This window comes from Vibrio sp. SCSIO 43135 (genome assembly GCF_023716665.1).
Lineage (GTDB): Bacteria > Pseudomonadota > Gammaproteobacteria > Enterobacterales > Vibrionaceae > Vibrio > Vibrio paucivorans.
The window spans coordinates 79,620-104,231 of sequence record NZ_CP071860.1; the positions used below are offsets into that span (position 1 = coordinate 79,620).

The window sequence follows — 24,612 nt, forward strand, 5'->3', positions numbered from 1 at the left end:
TCATCCTTTACGCCCTTTGTTTCTGATAAAGAATGTGGATGCGGTACAAAGGGGACTTTCTTTAAAAATAGCTTTAGTGCTTGCCAATAAATGCCTGAGACTATCTTCAATGTCATCGCAGGGATTAAGGCGAACGTTTTACGCAATTGTGGTGCTTGAAACTCCCATTTTTTTAACGTTAGGGTGGCATCAAACAGCTTGGTTTGAGCGTGGTTTTCAATGTGAACCAGCGTATTAACTTGTGGCGGGCGAATTCGCCAAACGTATTCCATATCCATATCCATGAACGGCGAGACATGGAACGCCTTCTTATTGCGTAGTTCCCTTTCTGGCTGAACATTATTCCTAAGCTCAATCAAATAATAGTGCCTTTCGCGCCAAGGGGTGTTACTGACTTCGGCTAACATGTACTGGCAGTTCTCGTTTTCGTCGTAGCAGAAATAACAATTTATCGGGCTAAAATAGAGCCCAAAACAGCGGCACTGCGCGAGTAACATCACACGGTTCGACGACTTCCAACATCCACCTAATTGTTGAACTTTTTGGTCAATACGTTGTTTGAGAGTGCCTGGTTCACCTTTCAAATAATCTTTTTCGCTAAAACGGATAGGGTTGTACCATTTGTCACCAAAAAAGGCGCTCTTAGTAAAAAGCTCCTCGAGTTCGTCGACATCTACGCCCATCATATACAGCTGGTAGCGAAACTGATGTGGAATGGCTCCGAACCTGCGGTGTCGGACCTGTCCCCAATAGATGCCACTATTGAGACTCATAGTGATGCTCCAAATTGCTCAGTGACATCTAACGCGCTGCGCACTCCGTCTTCATGGAATCCGTTGTACCAATAGGCTCCGGCAAAGTAGCTGTGTTGTTTGCCATTAATCACGTCCCTTTGCTTTTGCGCTGCGACACTAGAAGAGTTGAGTACCGGATGGTGATAAACGAACTTTTGAAGAACTTTGCTTGGGTCGATTTGCTCCGTTTGATTCAGCGTAACGCAAAATGTTGTATCGGCTTCGATCCCTTGGAGAAGGTTCATGTAATAGGTCACACAGGCAGGACGCACTTGATCACCATCTAGCATGTAGTTCCAGCTTGCCCAAGCCAGTTTTCGTTTGGGTAGTAGCGATTCGTCGGTATGTAAAATGACTTCATTGCGGCTATATGGAATCGCGCCCAAAATTCTCTTTTCGTCGTTGGTTGGGTCTGCAAGTAATGCGAGGGCTTGGTCTGAGTGGCAAGCAAAGATGACATCATCAAAATGTTGCAGTTCTCCGTCTTGCATTTCGATAGTGGCGCCAGTTTCGGTGCGAGTCACACATTTTATCGATGTGTTGAGTGCAATAGGCTTTTTCAAGCGTTCCAGAATCACTTTGACGTACTCTCTCGAGCCTCCAGGGACCACGTACCATTGAGGGCGGTCTGTAATGTTCAGTAACCCGTGGTTGTAGAAGAACTGAATGAAAAACTTTAGCTCAAACTTTTCCATTTCACTTAAGCTCGTTGACCATATCGCTGCCCCCATTGGCAAGATGTAGTGTAGGCTGAAAAATTCGCTGAATTTGTTCTCTTTGAGAAAATCGCCAAGTTTAAGTGAAGGGTCTATATCCCCGCTGTGGTACATCTCTTTGCAGAGTTTATTGAACTTAAGAATGTCGGTAATTAGGCGCCAGAACTTCGGCCTAAGTAGGTTGCGCCTTTGAGCAAAGAGCGAATTAATGCCATGGCCGTTATATTCAAATTTGGATTGAGTGTTATGGACACTAAAACTCATCTCTGTTTCTTGACCCGTGATGCCAAGTGTTGCGAGTAGTTTATTGAAGTTAGGGTATGTCCTATCGTTAAACACGATAAACCCAGTATCAATCGCATACTGGCTACCTTGGAAGTCAATGTCGACGGTTGCAGTATGTCCACCAACATAGTGATTCTTCTCAAATACCGTGACGTCATGTTCTTTATCTAATAAGTGGGCGCATGTAAGGCCTGATATACCCGAACCAATGATGGCGATTTTTTTCATTATTAGGTCATCCTTGTTGCGAGTTTCTGCCACACTGAAAAGGGCAGTAATCTGAGTAATTTCATTACGATGATGAAGCGAGAGGGAAAACTTATTTCCGTTTTTTGTTTCTCAATGCCCTTGATGATTTGACTGGCGGCTTCGTCGGTTGATATGAGCATCGGCATCGCGAAGGTGTTTTTTTGTGTCAGTGGAGTATCCACAAAACCAGGCAGCACTACGCTGACATGAATGTCATGTTTTTTCAGTTGAATAGACAAGGTTTTTGCAAGATAAGTAAGCGCAGCTTTAGACGCGCCGTATGCCTCTGCACGCGGCAAAGGCAATAGCCCTGCACTAGAGCTGACTAGAACTAACCTGCCTCCAGGTTTGATTCTGTGTAGCCATTTCTCCAAAGCGTAGCCGATAGCAATGAGGTTAATTTTGATAACGCGCTCAAACTTGCTGGCGTCAAAGTGCAGCGCATCATCAATGTATTCACAGTCGCCAGCATTTAGGACCAATAAATCGAGTTCTGCATCGATTTGCGGAATGTCGTCATAGCGAGTCAAGTCAAAGCTCAGGGTTTCAATATTAGAAAACTGCTCGGATAGGGCGGAAAGTTTGTGAGTGTTACGGCCACAAGCAATCACGCTCTGTCCTTGCTCTGCATATTGTTTTGCGAGCCTTTCGCCTATTCCGGATGTGGCACCTGTAATAAGAACGTTCATGATTTAGCCGCCCTACGTTTAATGCCACGAATCACTTTTCCAAGCAGTGGAATATGTTCATACAGCATGGCGCCCACGTCGAGGTAGTCTCGGTGATAAATTACTTGATCATCGACCGCTTTCAAATGGGAGTGTCCCTGCACAGTCACGGGAGCTTTGCCGTTTAGTTGAAAATGGCTGAACGTCATTGTCCAATAAACGGCGGCTTCATTGCCAGATTCCATCACGTGTTCAACAACAAACTGGCAGCTAATGATTTGAGTGTAGAGTTGGTCGAAATAGGCAAGTAAGTCTTCGCGCCCACTGACATGATGCATAGGGTCGATGAACTGAACATCAGGATGATAGATTTCATTCAGCGAGCCAAGGTTATCGGTACCTAACTCACTGTATACCCGAACAAAACGTTGTAACCACAACGAATTTCCCATACGACTCTCCCTGTTATTCAAGCCAATTTAATCAATTATCGAAGACTATTATGGGTTAAATTATTGACCCAACTAACTAATTACATTGGTTTTGTAAAAGTCTAGCGCAGTTAAACGAGCTTGTTTGTGATCCACAATAGGTGGCCAATATGTCTCAGTTCGTTCTGCACTGGCTAAATACTGATGAGGAAAGTGGATATGTTTGTCTGGCACACTTCCCAGTTCTTTTAAGTACTTACGTATGAACTTTCCATTTGGATCAAACTTTTCGCTTTGGGTGATTGGATTGAAAATTCGAAAGTAGGGTTGGGCATCACATCCTGTGCTTGCTGCCCATTGCCAGCCGCCGTTGTTCGCGCTGAAGTCACCATCAATTAGGTGCTGCATAAAAAATTTTTCCCCCCACCGCCAGTCGACCAGCAGATGTTTGGTGAGGAAACTCGCCACGATCATTCTCAGCCTGTTGTGCATCCATCCTGTCCGGACTAGCTGTCGCATTGCAGCATCCACTATTGGGTAGCCCGTTTTTCCCTCACACCATGCTCGAAAATAATCAGGGTTGTTTGGCCAAGTATAGTGGCGATATTTTTCTTGGAAGTTATCGCCCTTAATGAGGTTGGGGTAGTGGAACAACAAATGTTTATAAAAGTCGCGCCATATCAGTTCATTGAGCCACGTAAAGTGAGGATGACTGGTGTCTTCTAGTAACTCTGGAGATTGGGTGATTAACCGGTTTGCTATGGCACGAGCGCTAATTGCACCGATTGCCAGATATGGAGATAACCCAGATGTCCCTTTGATGGCAGGAAAATCTCTTTGTTGGCTATAAAGGTGAAGCTTTTCAGCCATAAAATGAGGAACCACTTGTTGGCTGACGATGTCACTTAAAGGCCAGCGGCTGGAGTCAGATTTCGGGTAGTCCAGCTCTACTCTGTCTGAGGAAGTGTGCAGTTCAAAATCGTCACTAACCTTCGAACTATTTTTTTGAGAAGTAACGTCTTCTTCATAATAACAATGCTTAGCCTGTGGAAGGGGAGATACATCGATTCCTTGGCGTTTAATTCCTTCAAGCCACGCTCGTTTAAAAGGCGTGAACACCTTAAACATCTCGCCCTGTTTATTGAGGACGGTTCCCAATGGTGCGATTGCTATAGATTGGAACAGCACTAACTCCAAGCCGTACTCTTTTAATTGTTGGTCGCGCTGTTGTTCATTGAGTTCCAATTCTTGATTGGCGTAAACCGTATTGATACCGTGAGACTGACAATACTCGTTTAACAGCGTGACCTGATCTCGATAATTCTGTGCTTTTAGATGGACAAGCGTCATGCCGTAATGTTGAAGCTGAGCTGCAAGCTGGTTCAAGTGGCGTTCTATTAGATCCGCTTGTATTGGTGCCAGATCGTGTTCTTCCCACTGCTTGGGGGTAGAGATAAAAAGAGCGCGGCTTGCGCCGCGCTTAACTGCTTGGTTAAGAGCAGGGTTATCTTCAATTCTTAAATCGTTTCTAAACCAGAGAATCGTGTTCAATATCCATACCTCAGACGTAGCTCTTTAGGGTGTGGGTTGAGATAGGTTTGAGTCGCCAAATATTCGTTTGGATGCTCTCGGAGGTAGTGATTAATCAAGGCTAGTGGAACGAGTAAAGGAGTGACGCCTTGTCTGAAGGAAGTGATTTCCTGAGCAAGCTCTTGTCTCTTATCGCTGTCTAACTGCTTCTTAAAATAACCCTGAAGGTGCTGCAAAGTATTGGTATGGGTTTTGCGCGAAGCATGGTGCTTAAGAGCTGTCATCAAGCCAAAAATATATTCGTTAGCCTGTGTGTCCAAGTCCATGTCTGAGCGTGCTAAAAGCTTGCCCAAAGATTTGTAACTTTCAACATGATGACTCATCACTAAGTATTTGTGTGCGCTGTGAAAAGCGATCAGTTTGTGCTTGGTGATACCTTCGGATTTGAGATCTAACCACTTTTGGTAGGTGAATACTCTAGTGACAAAGTTTTCACGAATTATAGGATCATTCAGGCGGCCATTTTCTTCGACAGGTAGAAGAGGATTACGCTTCATGATTTGCTGAGTGAACAAACCCACGCCGTTAGATTCAGAGCCTTTTCCGTGATGGTGATATACCTTCACACGTTCCATTCCGCAGCTGGGGCTTTTAGCACACACGATGAATCCAGCGAGGTCATGGCACTGCTGGTCGGCAAAATCTTGACCAAACTTGGTGAGCTGCTCTGTGACGTCTCCACTGCCATCTGGTCGTGATACTTTTATCACGTCGCCATGAGAAACCTGTCTGATTGTTGGTCGAGGGATTGGCAGACCGATACCCACCTCAGGGCAGACCGGTTTGAACTCAGCAAATTCTGAAAGCTCATCGGTACAGAAATAGAGCTTTTTATGACCTTTATCGTAGCGTACCTTTTGCCCGACAACACAAGCACTGACGCCAATCTTTAGTTTTTTGTTCATAATCACGCATCCATTCATTCAAAAGGTTAGTAGATGAATTTTCCTAGTGGGTTCAGAAGCTGGCTAACACCTTCTGTAAAGTGAAGTGCATCACTGGAAACGGTTAAGCACACGCACCCTTCTTCTGTGACTGGGCTGTGAGTATGTTCACCATCAAGCCAGATAAAGTCTCCAGTTTGGTAGCGTCCCATATCATCTTCAAAGCTACCTTGCAGTAGCAGTGTAATCTCGAAACCCTTGTGAGTATGGGTAGGAACATTACCGCCTTTTTCAATATGAAGCAGGCTCATTCTCATATCACCGTCGTCGAGATCCAAACGTGAACGCGAGAGCTTTCCGAGACCTGACCACTCTTTCAAACCAAGTGATTTGAGTGCGCGAGGTAGGGCTAGGCGTTTACCTGCAATTTCAATCTCTGTCACCGTTTTTGGTAACTTATCTGTAGCAGGGTCGGGCTCTAAGTCAGTAATAGAATCGATCATTGAGATAAATTGTTCGTCCTCAACATCGGCAACTTGATTGAAAGATGCTGACTCAGGGGCAAAAGCTGAATCTGCGAGATCTTTACTGAACTGAGCGACCTTTGCCTGACAGTGAGGGCACATCTCAACGTGACTCGATACGATCACGGATACTGATACGGGTAACTCTCCCGCGGCAAACTGTTTTAATACAGCGTTATCTGGGTGGTATTTAATCATGGAACTGCTCTCCCATTTGCTGTTTCAGTTTGGCTAACGCTAGGCGAAGCCTCGATTTGACGGTTCCAAGAGGGACGCCGAGCTGCTGGGCGAGCTGTTCTTGGGAAAGTTCTTGATAATAAACACCTTTGACGACGGTTTTTTGAGCTGGAGGTAAGCCATCAACGTATCGAAGCATTTCTTTGCTCATTAGATGATCTTTGAAAGTGTTGTCGTCGTTCGTTGCCTCATCGGATACAGAATCAATAGGCCAAAGGTCGTCTGCTAAGTTTTGTTCAGGCTTTGCTTGAATTTTTCTCAGCATATCGAAACATGCGTTCCGCATTACTGTGTAAACCCAAGTCGTAGCTGCGCCTTTGCTACTATCGAATAAATGCGCTTTTTTCCAGACTGAAGTCATTGTTTCTTGAATTAATTCATTTGCGGCGAACTCACTACCGAGCTTATTGAATCCGAAACGCTTGATTTTCGGCGCAAAAAACTGAAACAAAGAGGTGAAGGCGTGCTTGTCACGACGTGTCGCAACGAGCTCCATCCATTCTTCCAGCTGTTGAGTTATTTGAGGATCAGGGCTGATGGCGTGCTCCTTTTGAGATGTCTCTCTATTCATGCTCACTTGCCTGTTCATGCTTTTCTGCCTGCTTGTGATTTCTTGCATGGTCACTAACCTTACAATCCATTTTAGAGTCAATACGTTGGATTTGATAAGTTGGATCAGTTTTGTTTCGAGGAATATGCAAAAATATTGTTGAGCATAGTCACCAAGGTTGGCAGGCTGTCTGGCTTAATGAAACGTTCTTTCTCTTTAAGTGGGATCGGCAATACTTCTAGCAAGCGAGCCGACACCCAGTCCATTCGAGATAAATCATGTTCTAAGTACAACTCGCCAAAGTGAGGATGCTCATCAAATAAGTTTTTCAGGGCCTTGCTAAGCAAATTGGAATTCTTAGGTGGGTATGCAGATATGTCCCAATGCTGTTTGCTTGCCGTTTGAGCAAGGAGTAAGCCATCCTCCTGATACTTCATGTTCTCTAAGTGCAGTAACGATATTGCCTCTACATCGATTAGAAGCAGCTTATCTTCACCAATATTAAAATCAGTCACCCTAACTAGCGTTCCCCAATCCGGAATATCAAATGGCAGGGTTTTGTCATATCGAGCCAACACGAATTGGTTGTCGTGGTGAATTAGACTCATCATAGACAAATACTTTGTTTCAAAGATTCTCAGCCGCTGCTTACCCTCCGGCAGCAAAAACAGCGGTAACGGAAAGACAGGGATGAAAGGTGTTGAGTTACTATTTGGCACTTCGCTTCCTTAGTGTTGAACTTACCTATTTATACGGTTCTAACCCGAAAAAGATCAGTGACTCTGAAAACTCCCCCTTCATGTGAGAATCGAAAAGAATTGCTTGTTAAGCAATAACTTGCCCACCTTTGGGCGGATAGTTGCTTGAGGATGTGTCGAAGAGAGATAACCCTTTGATAATTTGGCCATAATGTTTGGCACTGACCTTGCTCTATCGGTATCGGATTGTATTGACTCATTTGCATCTACTTCTATCAAACGCTTTCAAATATGCCTTTTCATATCATCAGTTGATTTGACATGTGCCGATTTGAGGGGCTCTTGTTTGATAAGCATGCAGCTGGGAAATGGAACTTTTACTATGCCGCTGCTCCAAGGTGCGGAAAGTATTCGTGAGTTGGGGATAAGGCAAAATGGTGACATTGAAGTTTCGTTTAACCGTAGAGGGTATGGACGAAGAAACGTTTGTAGTTCGAGAGTATCGAGGGCATGAAACTCTTTCCGATGGCTTTGCCTCAAATGAGCTAGTTTGCTACGGGTTTCAGTATCAAATCCAACTTGCTAGCCGTCAGTCGAACATCAGTGCCGATGACATTGTCGATAAAAATGTGCTGCTTGAGTTGTTACGCAATGGCACGGTAGAAAAGCGAGTTCATGGTATTGTCCGAGAATTTTCAAAAGCAGATACCGGCTATCATCACACCTTTTATTCCTTGACTCTTGTGCCAGCGATCGAACGTTTGTCGTTAAGGCACAATAGCCGGATTTTCCAACAAAAAACGGTTCCAGAAATCATCTCTATTCTGCTGCAAGAGATGGGCATTAATGACTACGCGTTCTCCCTAACACGTGACAGTCAAGTTCGTGAGTTTTGCACCCAATATCGTGAAACGGACATCGAGTTTATGCACCGTTTAGCGGCTGAAGAAGGCATGGTGTATAGTTTTATCCATAACGAAGATAAACACACGGTGTTGTTCTGCGACGACAGCAAGTGCTACCCCAACTACGCAGGCATTGTTCCATACAACAACCTTTCCGGTGGTAATAGCTATCAGCCTTATGTGTCGTGCTTTATTGAAAAGATTCAAGCTGAAGTCAGTCACTCGACGCTCAAAGACTATAGCTTCAAGAAGCCGGAATATGGCTTCTTGCAGCAGCAACAAGCTAGTGACATAGGCTATCAAAATAATACCTATGAACATTACGATTATCCTGGGCGTTATAAATCGGATGTTTCTGGTGTGGTGTTTAATGAAGTCAGGCTCGACTACCTGCGCCGAGAGTCTCACCTTGCCAATGGAAAAAGTGATAACCCCCGCCTACAAGCAGGGACAAAATTCGATCTTTCTGAGCATCTCGACCCGACACGCAACCGCGAGTGGTTAGTGGTTTCTGTGACGCATACGGGCATCCAACCACAAGCGTTAGAAGAGGAAGCGGGCACTGGGGAAACGAGCTACCGTAATGAATTTACAGTGATTCCAACCAACAAGACTTGGCAAGCAACGCCTCACACTAAACCACAGGTGGATGGCCCTATGATTGCCATCGTGGTTGGCCCTAAAGGAGAAGAAATATTCTGCGATGAGTTTGGCCGCGTTAAGTTGCACTTCCCGTGGGACAGGTATTCGAACACCGATGAGCACAGTTCATGTTGGGTGAGGGTATCTCAAGGCTGGGCTGGCCCAGAATATGGCATGGTTGCAGTGCCTCGAATTGGCCAAGAAGTCATCGTTTCTTTTCTAAATGGCGACCCTGATCAGCCTATTGTTACAGGCCGCACCTACAACGCGATAAATACACCGCCATATCCTCTTCCTGATGACAAAACGAAAACCGTGATCCGCACTAAAACGCATCTTGGTGAAGGGTATAACGAGCTCAGTTTTGAAGACCAATCCGGTGCCGAAAATGTTTACCTTCGAGCACAGAAGAACTTCGATGCCGAAATCAAAAATGATTCGACTACGGTAGTTAAACACGATCAGCACACCACCATCGATAACGATAGCTTTACTCAAGTGAAAGGCTCTTCGCACCTCACTGTACAAGGTGAACAAAGGGTAAAAGTGGGTAGTGACTTTGCGATGGAAGTCGGCGGATTACAGCAAAAAGTCGCGTCGCAAACCATTTTAGATGTAGGTGATGAAGTGCACCTTAAAGCGGGAAATAAGGTTGTGGTGGATGCCGGAAGTGCGATCACCATCGCTGCTGGTGGAAGCTTTGTCAAAGTTGATGCAGGTGGCGTTCACGTAGTTGGCCCCGCAATCAATATGAATTCGGGTGGAAGCGCAGGCTCTGGCAGTGGCTATTCAGGCTTAGCCGCTGAATTGCCGATGGGATTGGAAGACATTGCTGCGCCTGAAGATGTCATTTTGGTGCCGAAATCAGCAACGATGACTAGCGTGCTTCCAGCTGTTGCGACATTAGATTTACCTGTTATTGAACTGTGCCAGAAACAAGCTGACGGCAGCTGTCCGAAAACGGATTGTAAGTGTGTATAAAATGATTAATGACTCATCACAAAAGCTGCTGATAGTAGATGCCAATCGTGTTCCCAATGCTCGTCAGAAGTGCGCAGAAAATGATTTAGAGTGGGGAAACTTGTACTTGGGGACAAACTGGCAGACGCAACTAGACGTAAGCCCTATTTGGATCAAAACCAACCGTGATGATCCTATTTGGAAATTATGGATAAGTGAACCTCTGTGGGCGAGTAGTAGTGTGTTGTACGAGTATGTTCAAGAAAGGGAGTTTGATTCGGTCATCGCATCCCTGCAGAACATCATTACGGCGAAATGCGAAGATGGTCGACTGTTCTTATTTCGTTTTTACTCTCCGAAAACCTTGTCGCTTATCGCAAAGTTTGGTGACGAAACGGTGGTTAATCAGGTGATTGGCGCTGCCGAGTCGATACAGACCTCCCCTCTTTTGGCTGAAGAACTTCAGTTAGTTCCTTTACGTAAAAGCCATCAAAATCAATTTGATGGGCCACTTGTTCTTAACCGCGATCTTATTAAGGAATTGCTACCGTGAGTACCCATTTGATACGCCGTGGTGAAACTCTCTCCATGCTGGCAGAAAAGTACAATACGACTGTTGATGTTTTACTGTCGCTCAATGCCGCGCAAATTAAAGATATCGATATCATTTACGATGGCGACACCCTAGTACTTCCTAAGACTATTGTGACAGCGGCCGGAGAGCGGGAAGAGAAGCAAATACTGCCCGATGAACAATTGGTGCTCGCGCAGTGTAGTGTGCCTGAATATGTTGATGCGCTGTATGTGCCCGAACATCCGAAAAGTAAAAAGCAACTTTTGATATTGCTAACGAAAGAAGCGAAACAATATGTGGTTGAAGACAATCAGAGGTGCCAAGCCGCGTTAAGTGGTGACAAAGATACGGTGCTCAGTCAGCTAACGAAACTTGGTGTGATGGATCAGTTCAATAGTATCGCCCATGAGTCGTTTTTACAGCAAATCAGCGCTGATAAAGCGCAAAGTTACCGTTCGGCGTTACTTGAGTACTTGGCGTTGTCACGCAGCTATGTGGAAAACACACTTGTCTTCCCTGCAGAGAACCGAGCGATTGGTTTAGATGAAGTGGATAAGCATGTACAGGACATTGAGCAGCAATATCATTCTGCGCTTGAGGAGATCGAACTAAAATCAAAAGGTAGCCTATTTGTACCTGTTGATGGCATCTATGGCGAGATTATGCTCAAAAAGGATGCAATTGCTGGCGCAGAAGCATCTTATACAAAGCGTTTGAAAAGGTTACAAGAAACCTTGCTTGGTAGCCTTCAGCAATGCATAGAAGGCTTTGAATCTGAGGCGATTAACTATGCCGCAGATTTGCAGTTAGAAGACAAAGGTCAACATTACCAATTTTCCAAACAGCATGATTTTTACAGTTCGAATGTCGATCTTAAGGTCTTTCATGCGCTAGAGCGAGTAAAAAAAGGGCGGAAAGAGATTGATTTGGATGACAGTTTAATCAGTGCCGATCTCAGCAGTGCAAGTCCAATACTTCAATTAGATAAGGCCAAAGCCAGTTACGACTTTTGGGCTGCTACCGCGCATCCTATCCTTATGAGGCTAATGAACCAACAGGTAGACTGGAATCCAGCGTCTTTCTTCAAACTAAATAACAACCATATTTCAAGAAAGTATCGAGAGTTCTTTATCGGTGTCTATCAGCTTAATCAGTCGGGGGTATTGCTAAAAGAGCAGTGCTTGGATGAAGCTGAGTTGTTTGAAGGATGGGAAGCCGTAGATGAAGTGAAGGCTTCAATAATAGAGCAACGCCCGAGTATTGATGATTTAACCAAGCAACTAAACAAACTGAACACTGCAACGCCTATAACAAACAAACTTGGTTATTACAGCGCCTATACGCTTAATCTTGTTCTGCTTCAAGAAGTGGCTTTGCGTGTGCAAGATTTTGCTGAGAGGTTCGGTGAAAACGAACAGTATGCTCAATATGTGCAAAAGTTGATAGGTTATTCTGAAGATGCACAATCAAGGTGCTCGGAGTTATTAGAGCTGGCTGAAAGCCGAGCGCAAACTCCATTTTGGAATTATCAAAAGAAAGAAGTGACTTATTTAGGTGATATCCCGATGTGGGATGACTCGACCAACATGGTTGTGACCAAAGAGTCCAATTGGAAGCCTAGAAACTTTAACAATCAAATTTTTGCTGACAGTGGTGCAAACAGTAGAACAGTAGTGGAATGTGCGCTTTCCTCAAAGCCCAAAGAGCCAATATATATTCTTTCCGATAGTCCTGTCTTGTCGTCCGACCTTGCTCAGAACAAGCAATGTACCTCGGTGATGTCACTTAATAACAGTGCTCAAGTGGCTAGAGCTAAAGAGCCGATCACTCAAGCGATTTCAAACGCGTTAGGTGGGATATCGGAAGCTAAACTCACCAGTTTCAAATTTGAAAAAACGGTGTCTCTTGATACGGTCGAAGATGTTGTTTTTCCATGGCAGACGGCGGAGTATAAAAATGAAATGTTTGGGATTAACTGCGCCTATGAAACCAGTGGTGGCGCTCAGTTCGCTCGATTTACCTATGGCGCCGAAGCGATTGTTGATCAGGATATTTTAGGTAGTGACAATTCAGCAGTAAAAGCGGAATTTACTTCAAACCTAGCATTGGCATCGGCTGAAAATAAAATTGTCATTCGTTTTCCCGCAAGCGGAGAGATGCCACTCGATATTCCTTATCGCACCAAAGAGAGCACAGAGCGTCACACTCATAACATTGGCGCTTCTGTGCTTGAAATAGAAGGCAAAGTTTATGGTGTGGTGGGCGCGAGTGTTAAGTTAGGGACTCAAATTCATATTGGTAATATGGAGTCTGTGAGCTACTCGTCTGCGGGGAGGCAGGTCAGTGCTCTAGGTATTAAGGGAACCACCCCGAATCAAGCAGATTTTAGTTCGTTCAGTGCCAGTGCAAGCGACCCCGTTAGTAGCTCTATTATTGCGGCGGGAGCAAAAGCTGAAGCTAGTGCGTTTGCTGGCTTAGAAGCTGGTGGCATACTCACTTGCAAATACGATTGGAAGAAATCGGCGCAGGCGAAAAAACAAAATTTGTTCAAAGTTAGCTCGGGATTAAAGGTGACGGCTGGAATTGGTTATGAAGGGGTACTGCAGTGTACTTTTCATAACGGCCGGTTTGTTTTTATTACCGCTTTAGGCTCGGGCAGTTGGCGCTGGTTTTGGGGGCAAGTTTGCAACCGAGCTTAACCCTAAAGCGGCGAATGATTTCTTTGCTGCATTGTTGAGTGTTACCGAGAAGAAAGGTTTTCAACGTTTTGAATTTTTTGATGAATTTGAAGGCGCGAATACTTTTGAGCAATTTAACAAAGTTCTGACGGTAGCAGCCTCGTTCGGTTTAACGATTGGGCAAGTGCTTATGTTACCGTTCAATATTATCAGCGATATGGAAGCGCAAGCCACCGACAAGGATAATGCGTACTTTGTGGCGAACTTTTTGTTGTCGCCAGAACACCAATCTGCTAACCAAGCGTGGATATCGAAGATGACGCCGGAAACACAGGCTAAGTTGTTGACGGTGCTTATAAACTATAATCCAATACCAACCTTTAGTGTGTTTGGTGATACTGAAACGGAACGCAGGATTGCCGCAATTAGAAACCAGAACCAGCGAAGGGCTATTATTCAGGTTTTACAGTGGTTAGGTGGGCCTACGGCTACCGCTAGACAAATGGCAACGTTTGAAAATACGGTGCAACGCATGAACCTTCAAAACCCTATGGAACTGAATAAATCAGAGCAATGGCGTAAATATGCAGATAACTTATTTATGCTGAGGGACTTTTTTTTGCAAGCGTTTACCGATAAATATGAACCGCCAATTAAATCTGAACAGACTTATATGCGCGATCTCTATAGAGACTATAAGAAGTTTCGAGAACATATGATTTTTTTAACTGGCAATACACAAGTAATGCAAAAGAGTTTTTTAGGTAAAGGGACTCGCGCCAAAGTTCAAGAAACCTATATTGCAGTAAGTAATAGTGATGTAATTGATTTGCAGCAGGAAGGATTTAGGTTAGCAACCTGGCTACCAGAGAATTAAATAATGAAAAAAATAATATTATTAATCAGCTTAATGAGCTGCTTTGCATCGGCAAAAAGTTCTATAGAAGATGGAATCACCCTTTTTAATCAAAAAGAATACGATCAAGCGCAAGCAATTTTTACACAATATTCTGAACAAGGCAGTGCTTACGCAACCTTTTGGTTGGGGGTAACTCAGTATAAAAACCGCCAACAATTTGAAGCGGGTCAGACATTTTTGAAAGCTGCGGAAATGGGTAGCCCGTGGGCGATGGGAGTTCTGGCTGGTGGTAAGTTTTATGCGAATACACCGTGTGACTTTTTAGGTTGGCCATGTGACGAGGAAAAGTGGCGAGATAAAGCGTTAGATGGATGGGAGAAGCAATCTTTAGCGGGGAATGGGAAGGCAACCTATGCTTTGAAGATTAGCAGACGAGAATGGTGGGAATATATTCCTTTTTATAGGCAGAATCGTTATGCAGAGATAGTGCCGAAAGCAGTAGCCGAAGGTGGCTATGAATTTTTGGAATACAATGTTTATTGGGATTCTGCGAATATATCTGATTCAGTTAAAATGGCAGCTGAACAAGGCTATGCTCCCGCAATGGTGTCAATGTACTATTTGTTGGCCGATATCAATTACAACGAAGCAAAAAAGTGGGCGAATAAAGCTATTGATCTTGGCTATGCTCCAGCTGCGAAAGCCCTGTATTTTACTTATTCTCAAGGTGAAAAAACGATTCAATCAGATGAGATAAAAGCCTACTACTACAATCGTCTTCTCGAGGAGTTAGGAGGAGATGCGGACTCTCGGGAGTACGTGACAAGAGAACCCGTTTTCGATGAATACGATCGAGTAGTGAGAGATAAAGAAGGCAATCCTGTGTATAAAATTCTAGTTACAGAGCAAGAACAAGCCGAAATGGATAAACAGGTTGAAGAACGGGTCAAAGACATTAAACCCAATATGTTCTTAGATGAAACCTCAATAGATTTATTCTAAAGAAAAGCGCCGAAATCGGCGCTTTTCTTTTATCTTCTGTTTGATTATGCAAGTTTGATCTACACTCATCATTCCCAAATAAAATAGAGAAAAACAAATGATTACCGCTCTTTATGCTTCAATTCTTGCTGGATTAATGATTTGGTTGGCGATTCAAGTGATTAAACAGCGCCGTGCGAATCAGGTGAAATACGCTGATGGTGGTGTCGATGGCTTGCAGATCGCGCGTAGTGCTCAGGGTAACGCTGCGGAGTACATTCCTATTACATTGATATTAATGGCGCTGGTAGAGTACAACGGGGCGAGTGCTTTGTTGATACATGTGATTGGTGTGAGCTTTATTGCTGGGCGAATCATGCATGCTAAAGCGATTTTGAACGACAAGCTCAAAGGCCGGATAAGTGGGATGAAGCTTACCTTCGCTGCTATGGCGGTGTTGATCGTACTAAACTTATGGTATTTACCGTTTGAAAAGCTTTGGTAATTGCCTATGTCACTTCGTGTGCCGCCAGCTTGGGTTCTGGTATTAATTGGCCTTATTCTCAATGTGTTGGCGATTCTGATGTCGAGCATTGTACTGGATGAGTTAGGCGACGAAATCGCACAGCTCAGTGAAAGTAAAATGCAGAACCAATACTCGATTCAACTCGCTTGGAAGAGCGTTGAAACGCTAGAGCGAAAACGTGAGGCATTGTTGCAGCACGTTCAGCTCAGCCCTGAAGGTGGTGACGAACAGCTACAGCAAGCTTTGCAAGGCCAACTTCAATACTGGGTGGGAAAAGATATCCCAGCGTTTACTCTAGCGAACTTGCCTGAGCTCATGATGTTGATAAACAAGGCTCAGCAAACCCATCGGGATGCTATTGACGAGTTCTATCTAGATAACTTGTCGATTACTGAAGTGATGCAAGCCCTCAACGATCGAATTGCGTGGTACAAAAACATCGGGCTATTTTTACAGGTATTTGGGCTTGCATTGATTCTCGCACGTGACTTGGCGCGAAAGGAGTAAATCAAAATAGTCTTCAGACCCTAGTCTTTCTCGGATGGGAGCCTAAATACTCCACCAATGGTGAACTCCCTCAGCTTTTCCTCTAACTCGACTTTTGTAAACGTATTTGTGCCTTCGTGGTATTTAAGGTCATACGCACTGCGATCTTTGAGCATCTTATTAACGGTGTCGAATGAATAGCGCTTCGTAGACTGTTCGAAGCTGATCTCTTCGTTTGTAAAACTTGTTACTCGATAGAAGACAAACTCATTGTCATCGGTTTTTTCAACGTCTCTGATCTTAAATGTGTTAATGGCATAAAGATCGCCGGCTTGAGGTGCGTGAATACGTGGGACCCACGTATCGAGAGGGTCTTCGCCTCCGGGCATATAATTAAAGGCCAGCGCTAGTGCACCAAAAGTTGCTGCCGTCCATTTCCAATTGATGGTGATTAAACTGATGATTCCACCAATCACTAGTACCGTTTTGTTCACCCACCCGGGCACAGTGTCATATAGCCAGTGCCCTGAAGAGAAAGCTGCCGCCATTAAGATAGGTCCAGCTAGCAGAATAATAGAGCCAAGTATCAGTTCACCAGTTGTTGCTTCTTGTTCGGCAGTGTCATTTTTAGTTTCGGTAGACATCGTACATTCCTTGTTGAATATCCATCCAAAATGCTAATGGTTTTTTACTGTTTCATCAAACTTGAAAATAAAAAGAGCGCTACCCGATGTAGCGCTCTATGAACAAAGGTTGGTATGTAAAGTAGAACGTTATCGAAAGAGAAGATGCTTAAGAGGTGTTTTTTCTAGCCCAACCACAAGTGCGTATGTAAGGAGTAGTGTTCCCGTGAATACGATTAAGTCCTTTAGGCCTCCTGCCACACCAAGAATTCCCGATACATTCATCATCACGATTACGATGAGTAGGTGGCTCACGTAAACGGGCAAGATACGTTTGGCTAGGGTAAAGACCAGTGGGTGGTTTCCTAAATTCGGCTTAGCCAGCAACCACATGAAACAGCCAGTTGCCCATAATGCAGTGCCCATGAGAAAGTCATTCATGTTAAAGATTTGACCAAAGCCATGTAGGTAATAGGCCTCAATAAAGTGAATGGCCATACCTAGAAAGGTAACTGCTAAAGCTGTAGTTGCCCTCCAACGCAGCTCCAGTTCACGAATCGTAAACCCTATTGCAACCATCAGTGTTGCGAAGAAGGGCCCATTGCGCGTGAAGAAGGGCGCATCTAAGCCCGTAATGATTTGGTAACTCCCTGCAAATACACCGTAGTAGTACAAAGCAATGGAAATAGGGAAGATCAGAAACGTTTTATCCCACTTCACAAGGTAAGCTAGCACAGCAACGGCGATAACCAATGCGGGGATGAACCACAAATGCACCAAGCCACCTTCTAGGAGTGAATTGAGAGGCGCTTGTGCAAGGTAATTCCAGTATCCGGTGCGCTCAGCAAGATAGCCATGCTCAGCCACAACGCCAAGATTAAATGGCATAACTAAACTGATCACGCTCCAAATTAACCAAATACGAATTAAAGGCTTACTGTAGCTCTTTAATGTACCGATTGGGTCTTGAGTCAGTTTAGGCTGGATTAGAAACCCCGAGATGATGAAAAACAGTGGGACTGCAAACCGAGTGAGTTGGTTGAAGATATAACCAAACCAAGGAGTGCCATCATATTGGAAGTAGGTTAAGAACATCTGGCAGTGCAATGCAATGATTGCAACCATGGCGATGACCCGGCCTAGCTCAATGCTGGCTATTTTGTCTTTGGGGAACATTTCGTCCTTCCTGAAGGTGATGACTCGCAATAGAATTGGCGAAGATACCAAGATACGGTCGTGCAAAATAACGTGGTAAATCAAGATTGATGAAGATAATTTGCGGGCTGGTCTTCAGAATAAGAGTCACTTCACGAAGTTACATTATTAGGAAATTTTGCGGTTGCACTCGAAGGTATTTCTTGCTGTTAGATAAGGCTTAGCCCTGATAGAATAAAGATCCCTAGGGTGCAAGTTAGTAGAGAAAGCACGGTTGTCATTGCAATGATATTGGCAGCCAATACAGAGTTACCTCCCATTGAACGTGCCATGACATAACTAGCTGCAGCAGTGGGTGCTGCACTCATTAAAAATAATATCCCTAAGTCCATCCCCCTAAATCCAAACCAAATACCTCCTAGCGTGATAAGAAGTGGGGCGATCACTAGCTTGGCACTCGTTGCGAGCCAGGCTGGTGCTTGATCATTTCTTAGTGAGGTAACGTTCAGCGAACCACCAGTACATAGTAGCGCCAATGGTAAAGTCATGTTGGCGAAGTATTGCCCTGCATCGAGCGCGATGGTTGGAATTGGAATAGACAAAAAATAGCAGGCGACCCCGAGTAAAATTGCAATGATTAATGGGTTTCGAGTCAGAGATTTACTCATCATGGTAATAGCTTGCGTGGCTGAGCTTTCTCCGACGGGTGTGAGTGCAATGACGGCCTGAACGTTGTAGAGAATAGTAATCGCGGCGACATAAATAGCGGCTAGAGCGACACCACTTTCGCCATAGGCATTGGCAACATATGCTAGCGCTATGATGGCGGTATTGGCTCGAAAACCGCCCTGAATCACGACTCCATGATCGGATTTATTCGCGACTATGCGCCTTACAAATAGGCTGGTGGCGATAAAGAAGGCTAGGTTTGCTGCAACACCGTATGCAATTAAGCTACTGCTCGAAGCAAAATCGTGTTCGGAGGTAACGATGCTAAGAAAGAGCATAATTGGCAGCGTGACTTGGAACACGAGCTTAGAAGCTACATCGATAAAGTTATCGTTGATGAGCCCGACTCGTTTTAGAAATACGCCAAGAAACAGCATCAAACAAATAGGGCCAGTGATGCTGGCAGAAAAAATCAGCTGTTCAAATAAGCTCGTCATAACGATCCATGTACTTCGCGTATCAACTTCAAGACAGGTGGTTTATTTTTCCACAATTAAACCGATGTGAGAAAACAATTTGCAAAAAAGTACGAACGTGCTAAAAATAAAATACAGTTGGAGTTGGAAAGATTATGCGCAAAGGTAAAGTTACCCGCGAACACATATTAACGAAAGCATTTGAGCTTGCTAGTGAGAATGGGTTAGAGAGCCTGACCATAGGTATGCTTGCTAAGCATTGTGGTATGTCCAAAAGCGGATTGTTTGCACATTTCAACTCGAAAGATAATTTGCAGGTATCAGTACTGGAACACGCTAACAATGTTTTCGTGGAGCGTGTCATTCGCCCGGCGAGAGAGCAGGAAAGTAACAGTATTGAGCAAAAACTGAAAACCTTGCTGGATAATTGGTTAGGCTGGAATCACTCCTTTCAAGGGAGTTGTATGTTTCTTGATGCCTGGAAAGATGCCAATTCAGAGCAAGATGCGACTCAACAAGCGCTGAAAAAAACCATCGCTGTTTGGATTAATTATTTACAGATCCAAATTGAGAAAGGGATTGATACTGGCGAGTTCAGTTCAACGCTCTCGCCTAGCCAAGCGATCTTTGAGTTGTATGGCTTGTACCTGAGTGCCAACTTGTTCTACTCAATTCATGGTGAACAAGCGAGTTATGAACACTTTTGGTTAGGCGTTAATCGGCTTATCGAAGGTTGGAAACTACAAAGCTAGGTCAGTTAAAAACCGAGTTAGGTAAACTAAGCAACTATTAGAGGGAATGAAGCATCATTCCCTATTAAAAATAACAAAATAGCACGGTCGTTCGTTTTTGTGCCAGTGCGAGGGTAAAACAATGAGTGAGAAGATCTATTTCAACACATCAACAAAATTCAGTTTTAAGAGAAGCTTAGTCAACCTGACGACTCGGCTTCATCACACCGTTGCCCCTAAGCATGCAACTAAAGTAGCGCGTAAGTTACTGCTCACTCCGGTTAGAAGTACACCAAAGAATAGTGAGCCGAAGGGGCTTATTAAGGGGGAAGTAACGAGTCGTGATGGCGTACTGAAAACGTATCAGCTAGGTACTGGGCCTACATGGGTATTAACTCATGGTTGGTCTGGTACAGCGAGCCAGTTTTACCCTCTGATGGAACACATCGCTAAGCAAGGCTATACCGCACTGGCATATGATCATCCAGCTCATGGCGAAAGTGAAGGTGTTTACGGCCATATTCCTGCGTTTGTACACGGGCTGGAGGCAATCCTTGACTCGGCCGATGACGTTGCGGGCCTTATTGGTCATAGTATGGGAACGGCATCGGCGTTAGAGTGTCGTCATCGCAAGTTAGAAGATGTACCGATGCTTCTGATCGCACCGGTTCTAGACTATGTAGATAACTTATTTGGTAGCGTGGCTCGTTCCGGTTATTCGATTCGTCTTTTTGAAGCAGTCGTATCTGAGGTCGAAGAGCAGTACCGTTATCCGATTCATACCGTAAACCCATACCAGAAGCTTAGTGTAAGGTCATCATCAACGATTATCGTTCATGATGAGAAAGATAAGTTCACTAAGTTTTCGGTTTCTCAAAGAGCGGCCTCTGAGATGGAAAATGTCACTTTAGTTGCGACTCAAAACCAAGGGCACGGACGAGTGATGACGTGTCCGCAAGTGATGGAGAGTTTCGATAAACTAATTGGCTGAATACGGAGTCGATATAGCTAGGGTGAATAACAATATCAACTATTTATTCACCCTATTATTCCTATAACTATCATTGCGTTAACGTCATTAACCTTTCTTTTGATAAGGTTAACAGTTTCATAAAGATTATTATCAACCTTGTTGAGTATATGTGATCATCACTAAGCCACTATGGCCTCCATAAGGAAGAATAATAATGAATAGAAATGATAGTGTCCCTTTACCGTCCAATACCCGAGAATGGTTCTTTAACAAAAACAGCATCATCATCCTGTTGGATGCGGTGCTGTTTTACGTTCTGTACAACACCCTCCCGTTCGATCCCGATGTAGTACTCGGGATTAGCATGCTGACGTTTATTGCTATTTTATGGTTAACGGAAGCGCTGCACGTTACCGTCACAGCCGTATTAGTGCCGATTATCGCAGTATTATTTGGCGTGTTTGATACCCAAACTGCGCTCAATAACTTCGCTAACTCCATCATCTTTTTGTTTTTGGGTGGCTTTGCGCTTGCTGCAGCTATGCACCGACAAGGTCTAGATAAAGTGATTGCCGATAAGGTGCTGATCATTGCTCAAGGACGTATGAGTGTTGCGGTGTTCATGTTATTTGGTGTTACCGCAGCACTGTCGATGTGGATCAGTAATACTGCAACAGCTGCCATGATGTTACCGCTAGTTTTAGGGGTTCTAAGTAAAGTGAACTCTGAAAGTGGCCATAAAACGTATGTATTTGTACTGCTTGGAATCGCTTACAGTGCCAGTATCGGAGGCATTGCGACGGTAGTAGGAAGCCCGCCAAACGCGATTGCAGCGGCTGAAGTCGGCTTAACTTTCACTGAGTGGATGGCTTATGGCTTGCCAACGGCTGCAGTATTGCTGCCTATTTCTATTTTGGTTCTCTACCTTGCGCTTAAGCCGGACTTACGAGGTAAGTTCGAGTTAAACCACGACCCAATTGAGTGGGATAAAGGTAAGGTAGTCACGCTGGCCATTTTTGCACTGACGGTTTTTTGTTGGATTTTTAGTAAGCCGATTAATGCCATGCTTGGTGGTTATGCTAAGTTCGATACGATTGTTGCTTTAGGCGCGATAGTGTTAGTGAACTTTGCTCGAGTTGTGCACTGGAAAGATGTAGAGAAGACCGCGGATTGGGGAGTACTACTTCTATTCGGTGGTGGTATCTGCTTGAGTAATGTGCTCAAAGCGACGGGGACGAGTGTTTTCCTTGCAAATGAACTGAGTGCGTTGATTTCACACTTTGGTATTTTCTTTATCATTTTGGTGATTGCAGCGTTTGTTGTGTTCCTTACCGAGTTTGCAAGTAATACCGCAAGCGCGGCTTTGCTGATTCCGGTATTTGCCTCTGTCGCAGAAGCCTTTGGGATGTCGCCAGTGGTGTTATCAGTCTTGATTGCCGTTGCTGCATCTTGTGCGTTTATGTTGCCAGTCGCCACGCCGCCTAACGCGATTGTGTTTGGCTCAGGTCATATTAAGCAGCAAGAGATGATGCGTGTCGGGATCTTGCTGAATATTGCTTGTATTGGCGCGCTTACAACATTTGCTATGATGTTCTGGGCTTAAGGCTGACAAGCTATTGTGCAAAGCGGGACTAACGTCCCGCTTTTTTGTATTAGGCTTAGCTTCGATGAAGGCCATAAATCGCGTGACTGAGTATGCGATCACCAATTTTCTCGCTATTGGTGATGATGCCTTCTAACTGCATTCCTGCGCGTTCTGCGACGGCTCGGCTGGCGATGTTGTCTTTAGCTGCCGATAATTGGACCTTTTCAATATCCAGTTCATTGAAAGCGATATCGATCAATTTGGTTACTACACGGGTCATGATGCCAAACCCTTGGTATTGTTGAGAAAGCCAATAACCAATCTCAGCTCTCTTTAGGGAGTGGTCAATGTTATTGAAACTGCAGTTCCCCACAATGCTGCCCTGATAAATAATAGCGCAAGTCATTGATTTCCCTTCGGCATAATCATGCAGCGATTTTTGGATAAATAAGCGAAAATCTTGCTCCGAATGACAGTAAGGGGGCCAAGCTAACCATTCCGATAAGTAGTCAAGTTGAGGGGCGACTATATCGACATAAGTGGCCGCGAAAGATTCTTGCACTAAGGCAAGTGTTAATTCTTCATCGATGATTTGAGTAAACATTGTCTCCCCTAATTATGAAACCACTCAGATATCTCTACGCTACCAAAGGTTGTAAGCACTCGCTATAACTAATTGTTCCGTTAAATGTTTTATTTGTGGCACGAAATTACTGCGGTACGTTATTCCAATCACGATCCTGACTTTAATCTTACAAAAACTGTGGGATTAGGCTAACCCCTTGTATTAGTCTTTTAAGCTCAAAATAAAATACAAAAATAATTATTTAGGTTGGTTGGGATGGTTAGTAATCGTGACGAAGTAAGCGTTGACTTACGTTGCGTGCTTTTGGGCATCTCCAAGGCATTAGATGCCGTCGGTGTCGATGAGCTACATCATGGGCATAGGGTGGGCTATATCGCCTACTGCTGTGCGAAAAAAATGGGCTGGAGTGAAGAACAAGCACAACTTGGGTTTGCGCTTGGGTTAGTTCATGACTGCGGCGTATCACAAGCCAGTGAACTCTCAATGCTGCTTACGGAAATGCATTCAGAATGCTTTCATGCGCATTGCGAGCGAGGTTTTCAACTGTTGTCGGAGTGCGAACCTCTTGCCGCGCTCTCACTGCCGACGCTGTATCACCATACTCCATGGGCTAAGCTGGAGTTGAATTCGACTATTAGCGACAGCGATAAGTTGCTTGCCGCGCTGATTTTCATTTCAGATCGGGTCGACTACTTGTACTCCGTGTCTCAGCCGGATCAGTATGGCAACCTATGCCGAGCAGGCAAGCAGAGCATTATCGATCAACTTACATCTAATGCGGGTGAGTTGTTTGAAACCAATATGGTTCAACACATGTGCGAGTTAGTCGATAACGATGACTTTTGGTTTTCGATGAACTGTGAGTACATCGAGGCACTGTCTCGCCAACTTGAACCTGTGCCTTTCTATGGTACAAACCTAGGGCTAGACGAAACCATTGAATTGGCGGAGTTTATTGCCAAGATCGTTGATGCGAAAAGCACTTTTACCTTTCAGCACTCATCAAAAGTTGCCCTTCTTACACGGTATATTGGCAAACAGCTTGGCTATTCAAACCGCACGCAGAAAAAGCTCTACCTTGCAGGCTTAGTGCATGATTTTGGCAAGCTTAAAACACCTGATCACGTGTTACATAAGCCAGGCGATTTGACGGAACAGGAATATAACTGCATCAAGCGTCATGCGACCGATACGCGTTTTGCGTTGCAGTCGATGCTTAAATCGCAGGATGTGATTGAGTGGGCCTCTAATCATCATGAGCGTTTAGATGGTTCAGGGTACCCAAAAGGTAAGACTGCAAAAGAGTTGGATCAACCTAGCCGTATTGTTGCGGTCGCGGATGTATTTCAAGCACTCACTCAGTCTCGGCCGTATCGAGAGGGAATGCCTTTGGATACAGCGCTCAATATTCTTGCTCAGCAAGTAATGGACAATGAATTGGATGCCGTAGTGTTCCAGTGCGTGAAAGATCATGCGCGCACCTGCTACGAGCTGTCTGTAGGCAAAGAGTGCGCGCAAAAAGAAAAGCCTAGCGAAGTTCGCTAGGCTTTGACTCTACGAAAAGGTGCGTAATGGCA

23 protein-coding genes and 1 pseudogene are annotated in these 24,612 nt (G+C 44.5%); 11 read left to right on the forward strand and 13 right to left on the reverse strand.

What is annotated here, in order from left to right; all coding sequences use genetic code 11:
• Positions 1-23 precede the first annotated feature (23 nt).
• The 9 genes and pseudogenes from J4N42_RS14770 to J4N42_RS14810 all read right to left on the reverse strand — a co-directional run.
• Positions 24-773, reverse strand: a pseudogene (locus J4N42_RS14770) (DUF1365 domain-containing protein); the annotation flags it as partial.
• Positions 770-2,023 carry an NAD(P)/FAD-dependent oxidoreductase gene (locus J4N42_RS14775; RefSeq protein WP_252032948.1) on the reverse strand — a complete coding sequence of 418 codons (1,254 nt, stop codon included), beginning with the start codon at positions 2,021-2,023 and terminating at the stop codon, positions 770-772. The gene J4N42_RS14775 and the pseudogene J4N42_RS14770, both read right to left, overlap by 4 nt.
• Before the next feature lie 2 nt (positions 2,024-2,025).
• A complete protein-coding gene (locus J4N42_RS14780) occupies positions 2,026-2,733 on the reverse strand; it encodes an SDR family NAD(P)-dependent oxidoreductase (protein WP_252032950.1) in 708 nt (235 codons plus the stop codon).
• Positions 2,730-3,164 carry a nuclear transport factor 2 family protein gene (locus J4N42_RS14785; protein WP_252032952.1) on the reverse strand — a complete coding sequence of 145 codons (435 nt, stop codon included), beginning with the start codon at positions 3,162-3,164 and terminating at the stop codon, positions 2,730-2,732. Before J4N42_RS14785 ends, J4N42_RS14780 begins: the two co-directional genes overlap by 4 nt.
• A gap of 72 nt (positions 3,165-3,236) precedes the next feature.
• Positions 3,237-4,694 (reverse strand): deoxyribodipyrimidine photo-lyase, encoded by a 1,458-nt coding sequence (phrB, locus tag J4N42_RS14790; protein ID WP_252032954.1) that lies wholly within the window; start codon positions 4,692-4,694, stop codon positions 3,237-3,239.
• The gene (locus J4N42_RS14795) at positions 4,691-5,638 is read right to left on the reverse strand and encodes a YbgA family protein (RefSeq protein WP_252032956.1); all 948 of its coding nucleotides are present in this window, start codon (positions 5,636-5,638) and stop codon (positions 4,691-4,693) included. The genes phrB and J4N42_RS14795 overlap by 4 nt, the downstream gene beginning before the upstream one ends.
• 26 nt (positions 5,639-5,664) lie before the next feature.
• Entirely contained in the window at positions 5,665-6,339 is a 675-nt protein-coding gene (locus J4N42_RS14800; protein ID WP_252032958.1) for a ChrR family anti-sigma-E factor, read from the reverse strand.
• A complete protein-coding gene (locus tag J4N42_RS14805; RefSeq protein WP_252032960.1) occupies positions 6,332-6,949 on the reverse strand; it encodes a sigma-70 family RNA polymerase sigma factor in 618 nt (205 codons plus the stop codon). Before J4N42_RS14805 ends, J4N42_RS14800 begins: the two co-directional genes overlap by 8 nt.
• Positions 6,950-7,053: 104 nt before the next feature.
• Positions 7,054-7,647 (reverse strand): LON peptidase substrate-binding domain-containing protein, encoded by a 594-nt coding sequence (locus tag J4N42_RS14810; protein ID WP_252032961.1) that lies wholly within the window; start codon positions 7,645-7,647, stop codon positions 7,054-7,056.
• Between the two features lie 413 nt (positions 7,648-8,060).
• Here J4N42_RS14810 and J4N42_RS14815 point away from each other — a divergent pair, with 413 nt between their 5' ends.
• From J4N42_RS14815 to J4N42_RS14845, 7 genes are all read left to right on the forward strand, one after another.
• Positions 8,061-10,154, forward strand: coding sequence for a type VI secretion system Vgr family protein (locus J4N42_RS14815; RefSeq protein ID WP_252032963.1), 2,094 nt, complete (start codon positions 8,061-8,063; stop codon positions 10,152-10,154).
• Position 10,155: 1 nt separating this feature from the next.
• Positions 10,156-10,686, forward strand: coding sequence for a DUF4123 domain-containing protein (locus J4N42_RS14820; RefSeq protein ID WP_252034158.1), 531 nt, complete (start codon positions 10,156-10,158; stop codon positions 10,684-10,686).
• Complete coding sequence (locus J4N42_RS14825) at positions 10,683-13,406, forward strand: LysM peptidoglycan-binding domain-containing protein (RefSeq protein WP_252032965.1); 2,724 nt, start codon at positions 10,683-10,685, stop codon at positions 13,404-13,406. Before J4N42_RS14820 ends, J4N42_RS14825 begins: the two co-directional genes overlap by 4 nt.
• 34 nt (positions 13,407-13,440) lie before the next feature.
• Positions 13,441-14,262 carry a hypothetical protein gene (locus J4N42_RS14830; RefSeq protein ID WP_252032967.1) on the forward strand — a complete coding sequence of 274 codons (822 nt, stop codon included), beginning with the start codon at positions 13,441-13,443 and terminating at the stop codon, positions 14,260-14,262.
• Positions 14,263-14,265: 3 nt separating this feature from the next.
• A complete protein-coding gene (locus J4N42_RS14835) occupies positions 14,266-15,246 on the forward strand; it encodes an SEL1-like repeat protein (RefSeq protein ID WP_252032969.1) in 981 nt (326 codons plus the stop codon).
• Positions 15,247-15,343: 97 nt separating this feature from the next.
• Entirely contained in the window at positions 15,344-15,730 is a 387-nt protein-coding gene (locus J4N42_RS14840) for an MAPEG family protein (RefSeq protein ID WP_252032971.1), read from the forward strand.
• A 6-nt stretch (positions 15,731-15,736) separates the two neighbouring features.
• Positions 15,737-16,258, forward strand: coding sequence for a DNA mismatch repair protein (locus tag J4N42_RS14845; protein ID WP_252032973.1), 522 nt, complete (start codon positions 15,737-15,739; stop codon positions 16,256-16,258).
• A gap of 20 nt (positions 16,259-16,278) precedes the next feature.
• Here the strand turns inward: J4N42_RS14845 and J4N42_RS14850 are convergent, their stop codons facing one another.
• The 3 genes from J4N42_RS14850 to J4N42_RS14860 form a co-directional block, all read right to left on the reverse strand.
• Entirely contained in the window at positions 16,279-16,881 is a 603-nt protein-coding gene (locus J4N42_RS14850) for a hypothetical protein (protein WP_252032975.1), read from the reverse strand.
• A gap of 129 nt (positions 16,882-17,010) precedes the next feature.
• Positions 17,011-18,036 (reverse strand): acyltransferase, encoded by a 1,026-nt coding sequence (locus tag J4N42_RS14855; RefSeq protein WP_252032976.1) that lies wholly within the window; start codon positions 18,034-18,036, stop codon positions 17,011-17,013.
• A 188-nt stretch (positions 18,037-18,224) separates the two neighbouring features.
• On the reverse strand, positions 18,225-19,181 hold the full coding sequence (locus J4N42_RS14860; RefSeq protein ID WP_252032977.1) for an AEC family transporter: 957 nt from the start codon (positions 19,179-19,181) through the stop codon (positions 18,225-18,227).
• A gap of 134 nt (positions 19,182-19,315) precedes the next feature.
• Here J4N42_RS14860 and J4N42_RS14865 point away from each other — a divergent pair, with 134 nt between their 5' ends.
• The 3 genes from J4N42_RS14865 to J4N42_RS14875 all read left to right on the forward strand — a co-directional run bounded on the left by J4N42_RS14865 (position 19,316) and on the right by J4N42_RS14875 (position 22,467).
• Entirely contained in the window at positions 19,316-19,912 is a 597-nt protein-coding gene (locus J4N42_RS14865) for a TetR/AcrR family transcriptional regulator (protein WP_252032978.1), read from the forward strand.
• Positions 19,913-20,033: 121 nt separating this feature from the next.
• The gene (locus tag J4N42_RS14870) at positions 20,034-20,882 is read left to right on the forward strand and encodes an alpha/beta hydrolase (RefSeq protein WP_252032979.1); all 849 of its coding nucleotides are present in this window, start codon (positions 20,034-20,036) and stop codon (positions 20,880-20,882) included.
• A 196-nt stretch (positions 20,883-21,078) separates the two neighbouring features.
• Positions 21,079-22,467, forward strand: a complete 1,389-nt coding sequence (locus tag J4N42_RS14875; RefSeq protein WP_252032980.1) for an SLC13 family permease — start codon at positions 21,079-21,081, stop codon at positions 22,465-22,467.
• A 55-nt stretch (positions 22,468-22,522) separates the two neighbouring features.
• Here J4N42_RS14875 and J4N42_RS14880 read toward each other — a convergent pair whose 3' ends face one another.
• Complete coding sequence (locus J4N42_RS14880; RefSeq protein WP_252032981.1) at positions 22,523-23,053, reverse strand: GNAT family N-acetyltransferase; 531 nt, start codon at positions 23,051-23,053, stop codon at positions 22,523-22,525.
• A gap of 237 nt (positions 23,054-23,290) precedes the next feature.
• On the opposite strand from J4N42_RS14880, the gene J4N42_RS14885 reads away from it, so the two are divergent.
• Positions 23,291-24,580, forward strand: coding sequence for an HD-GYP domain-containing protein (locus tag J4N42_RS14885; RefSeq protein ID WP_252032982.1), 1,290 nt, complete (start codon positions 23,291-23,293; stop codon positions 24,578-24,580).
• Positions 24,581-24,612: the final 32 nt, after the last annotated feature.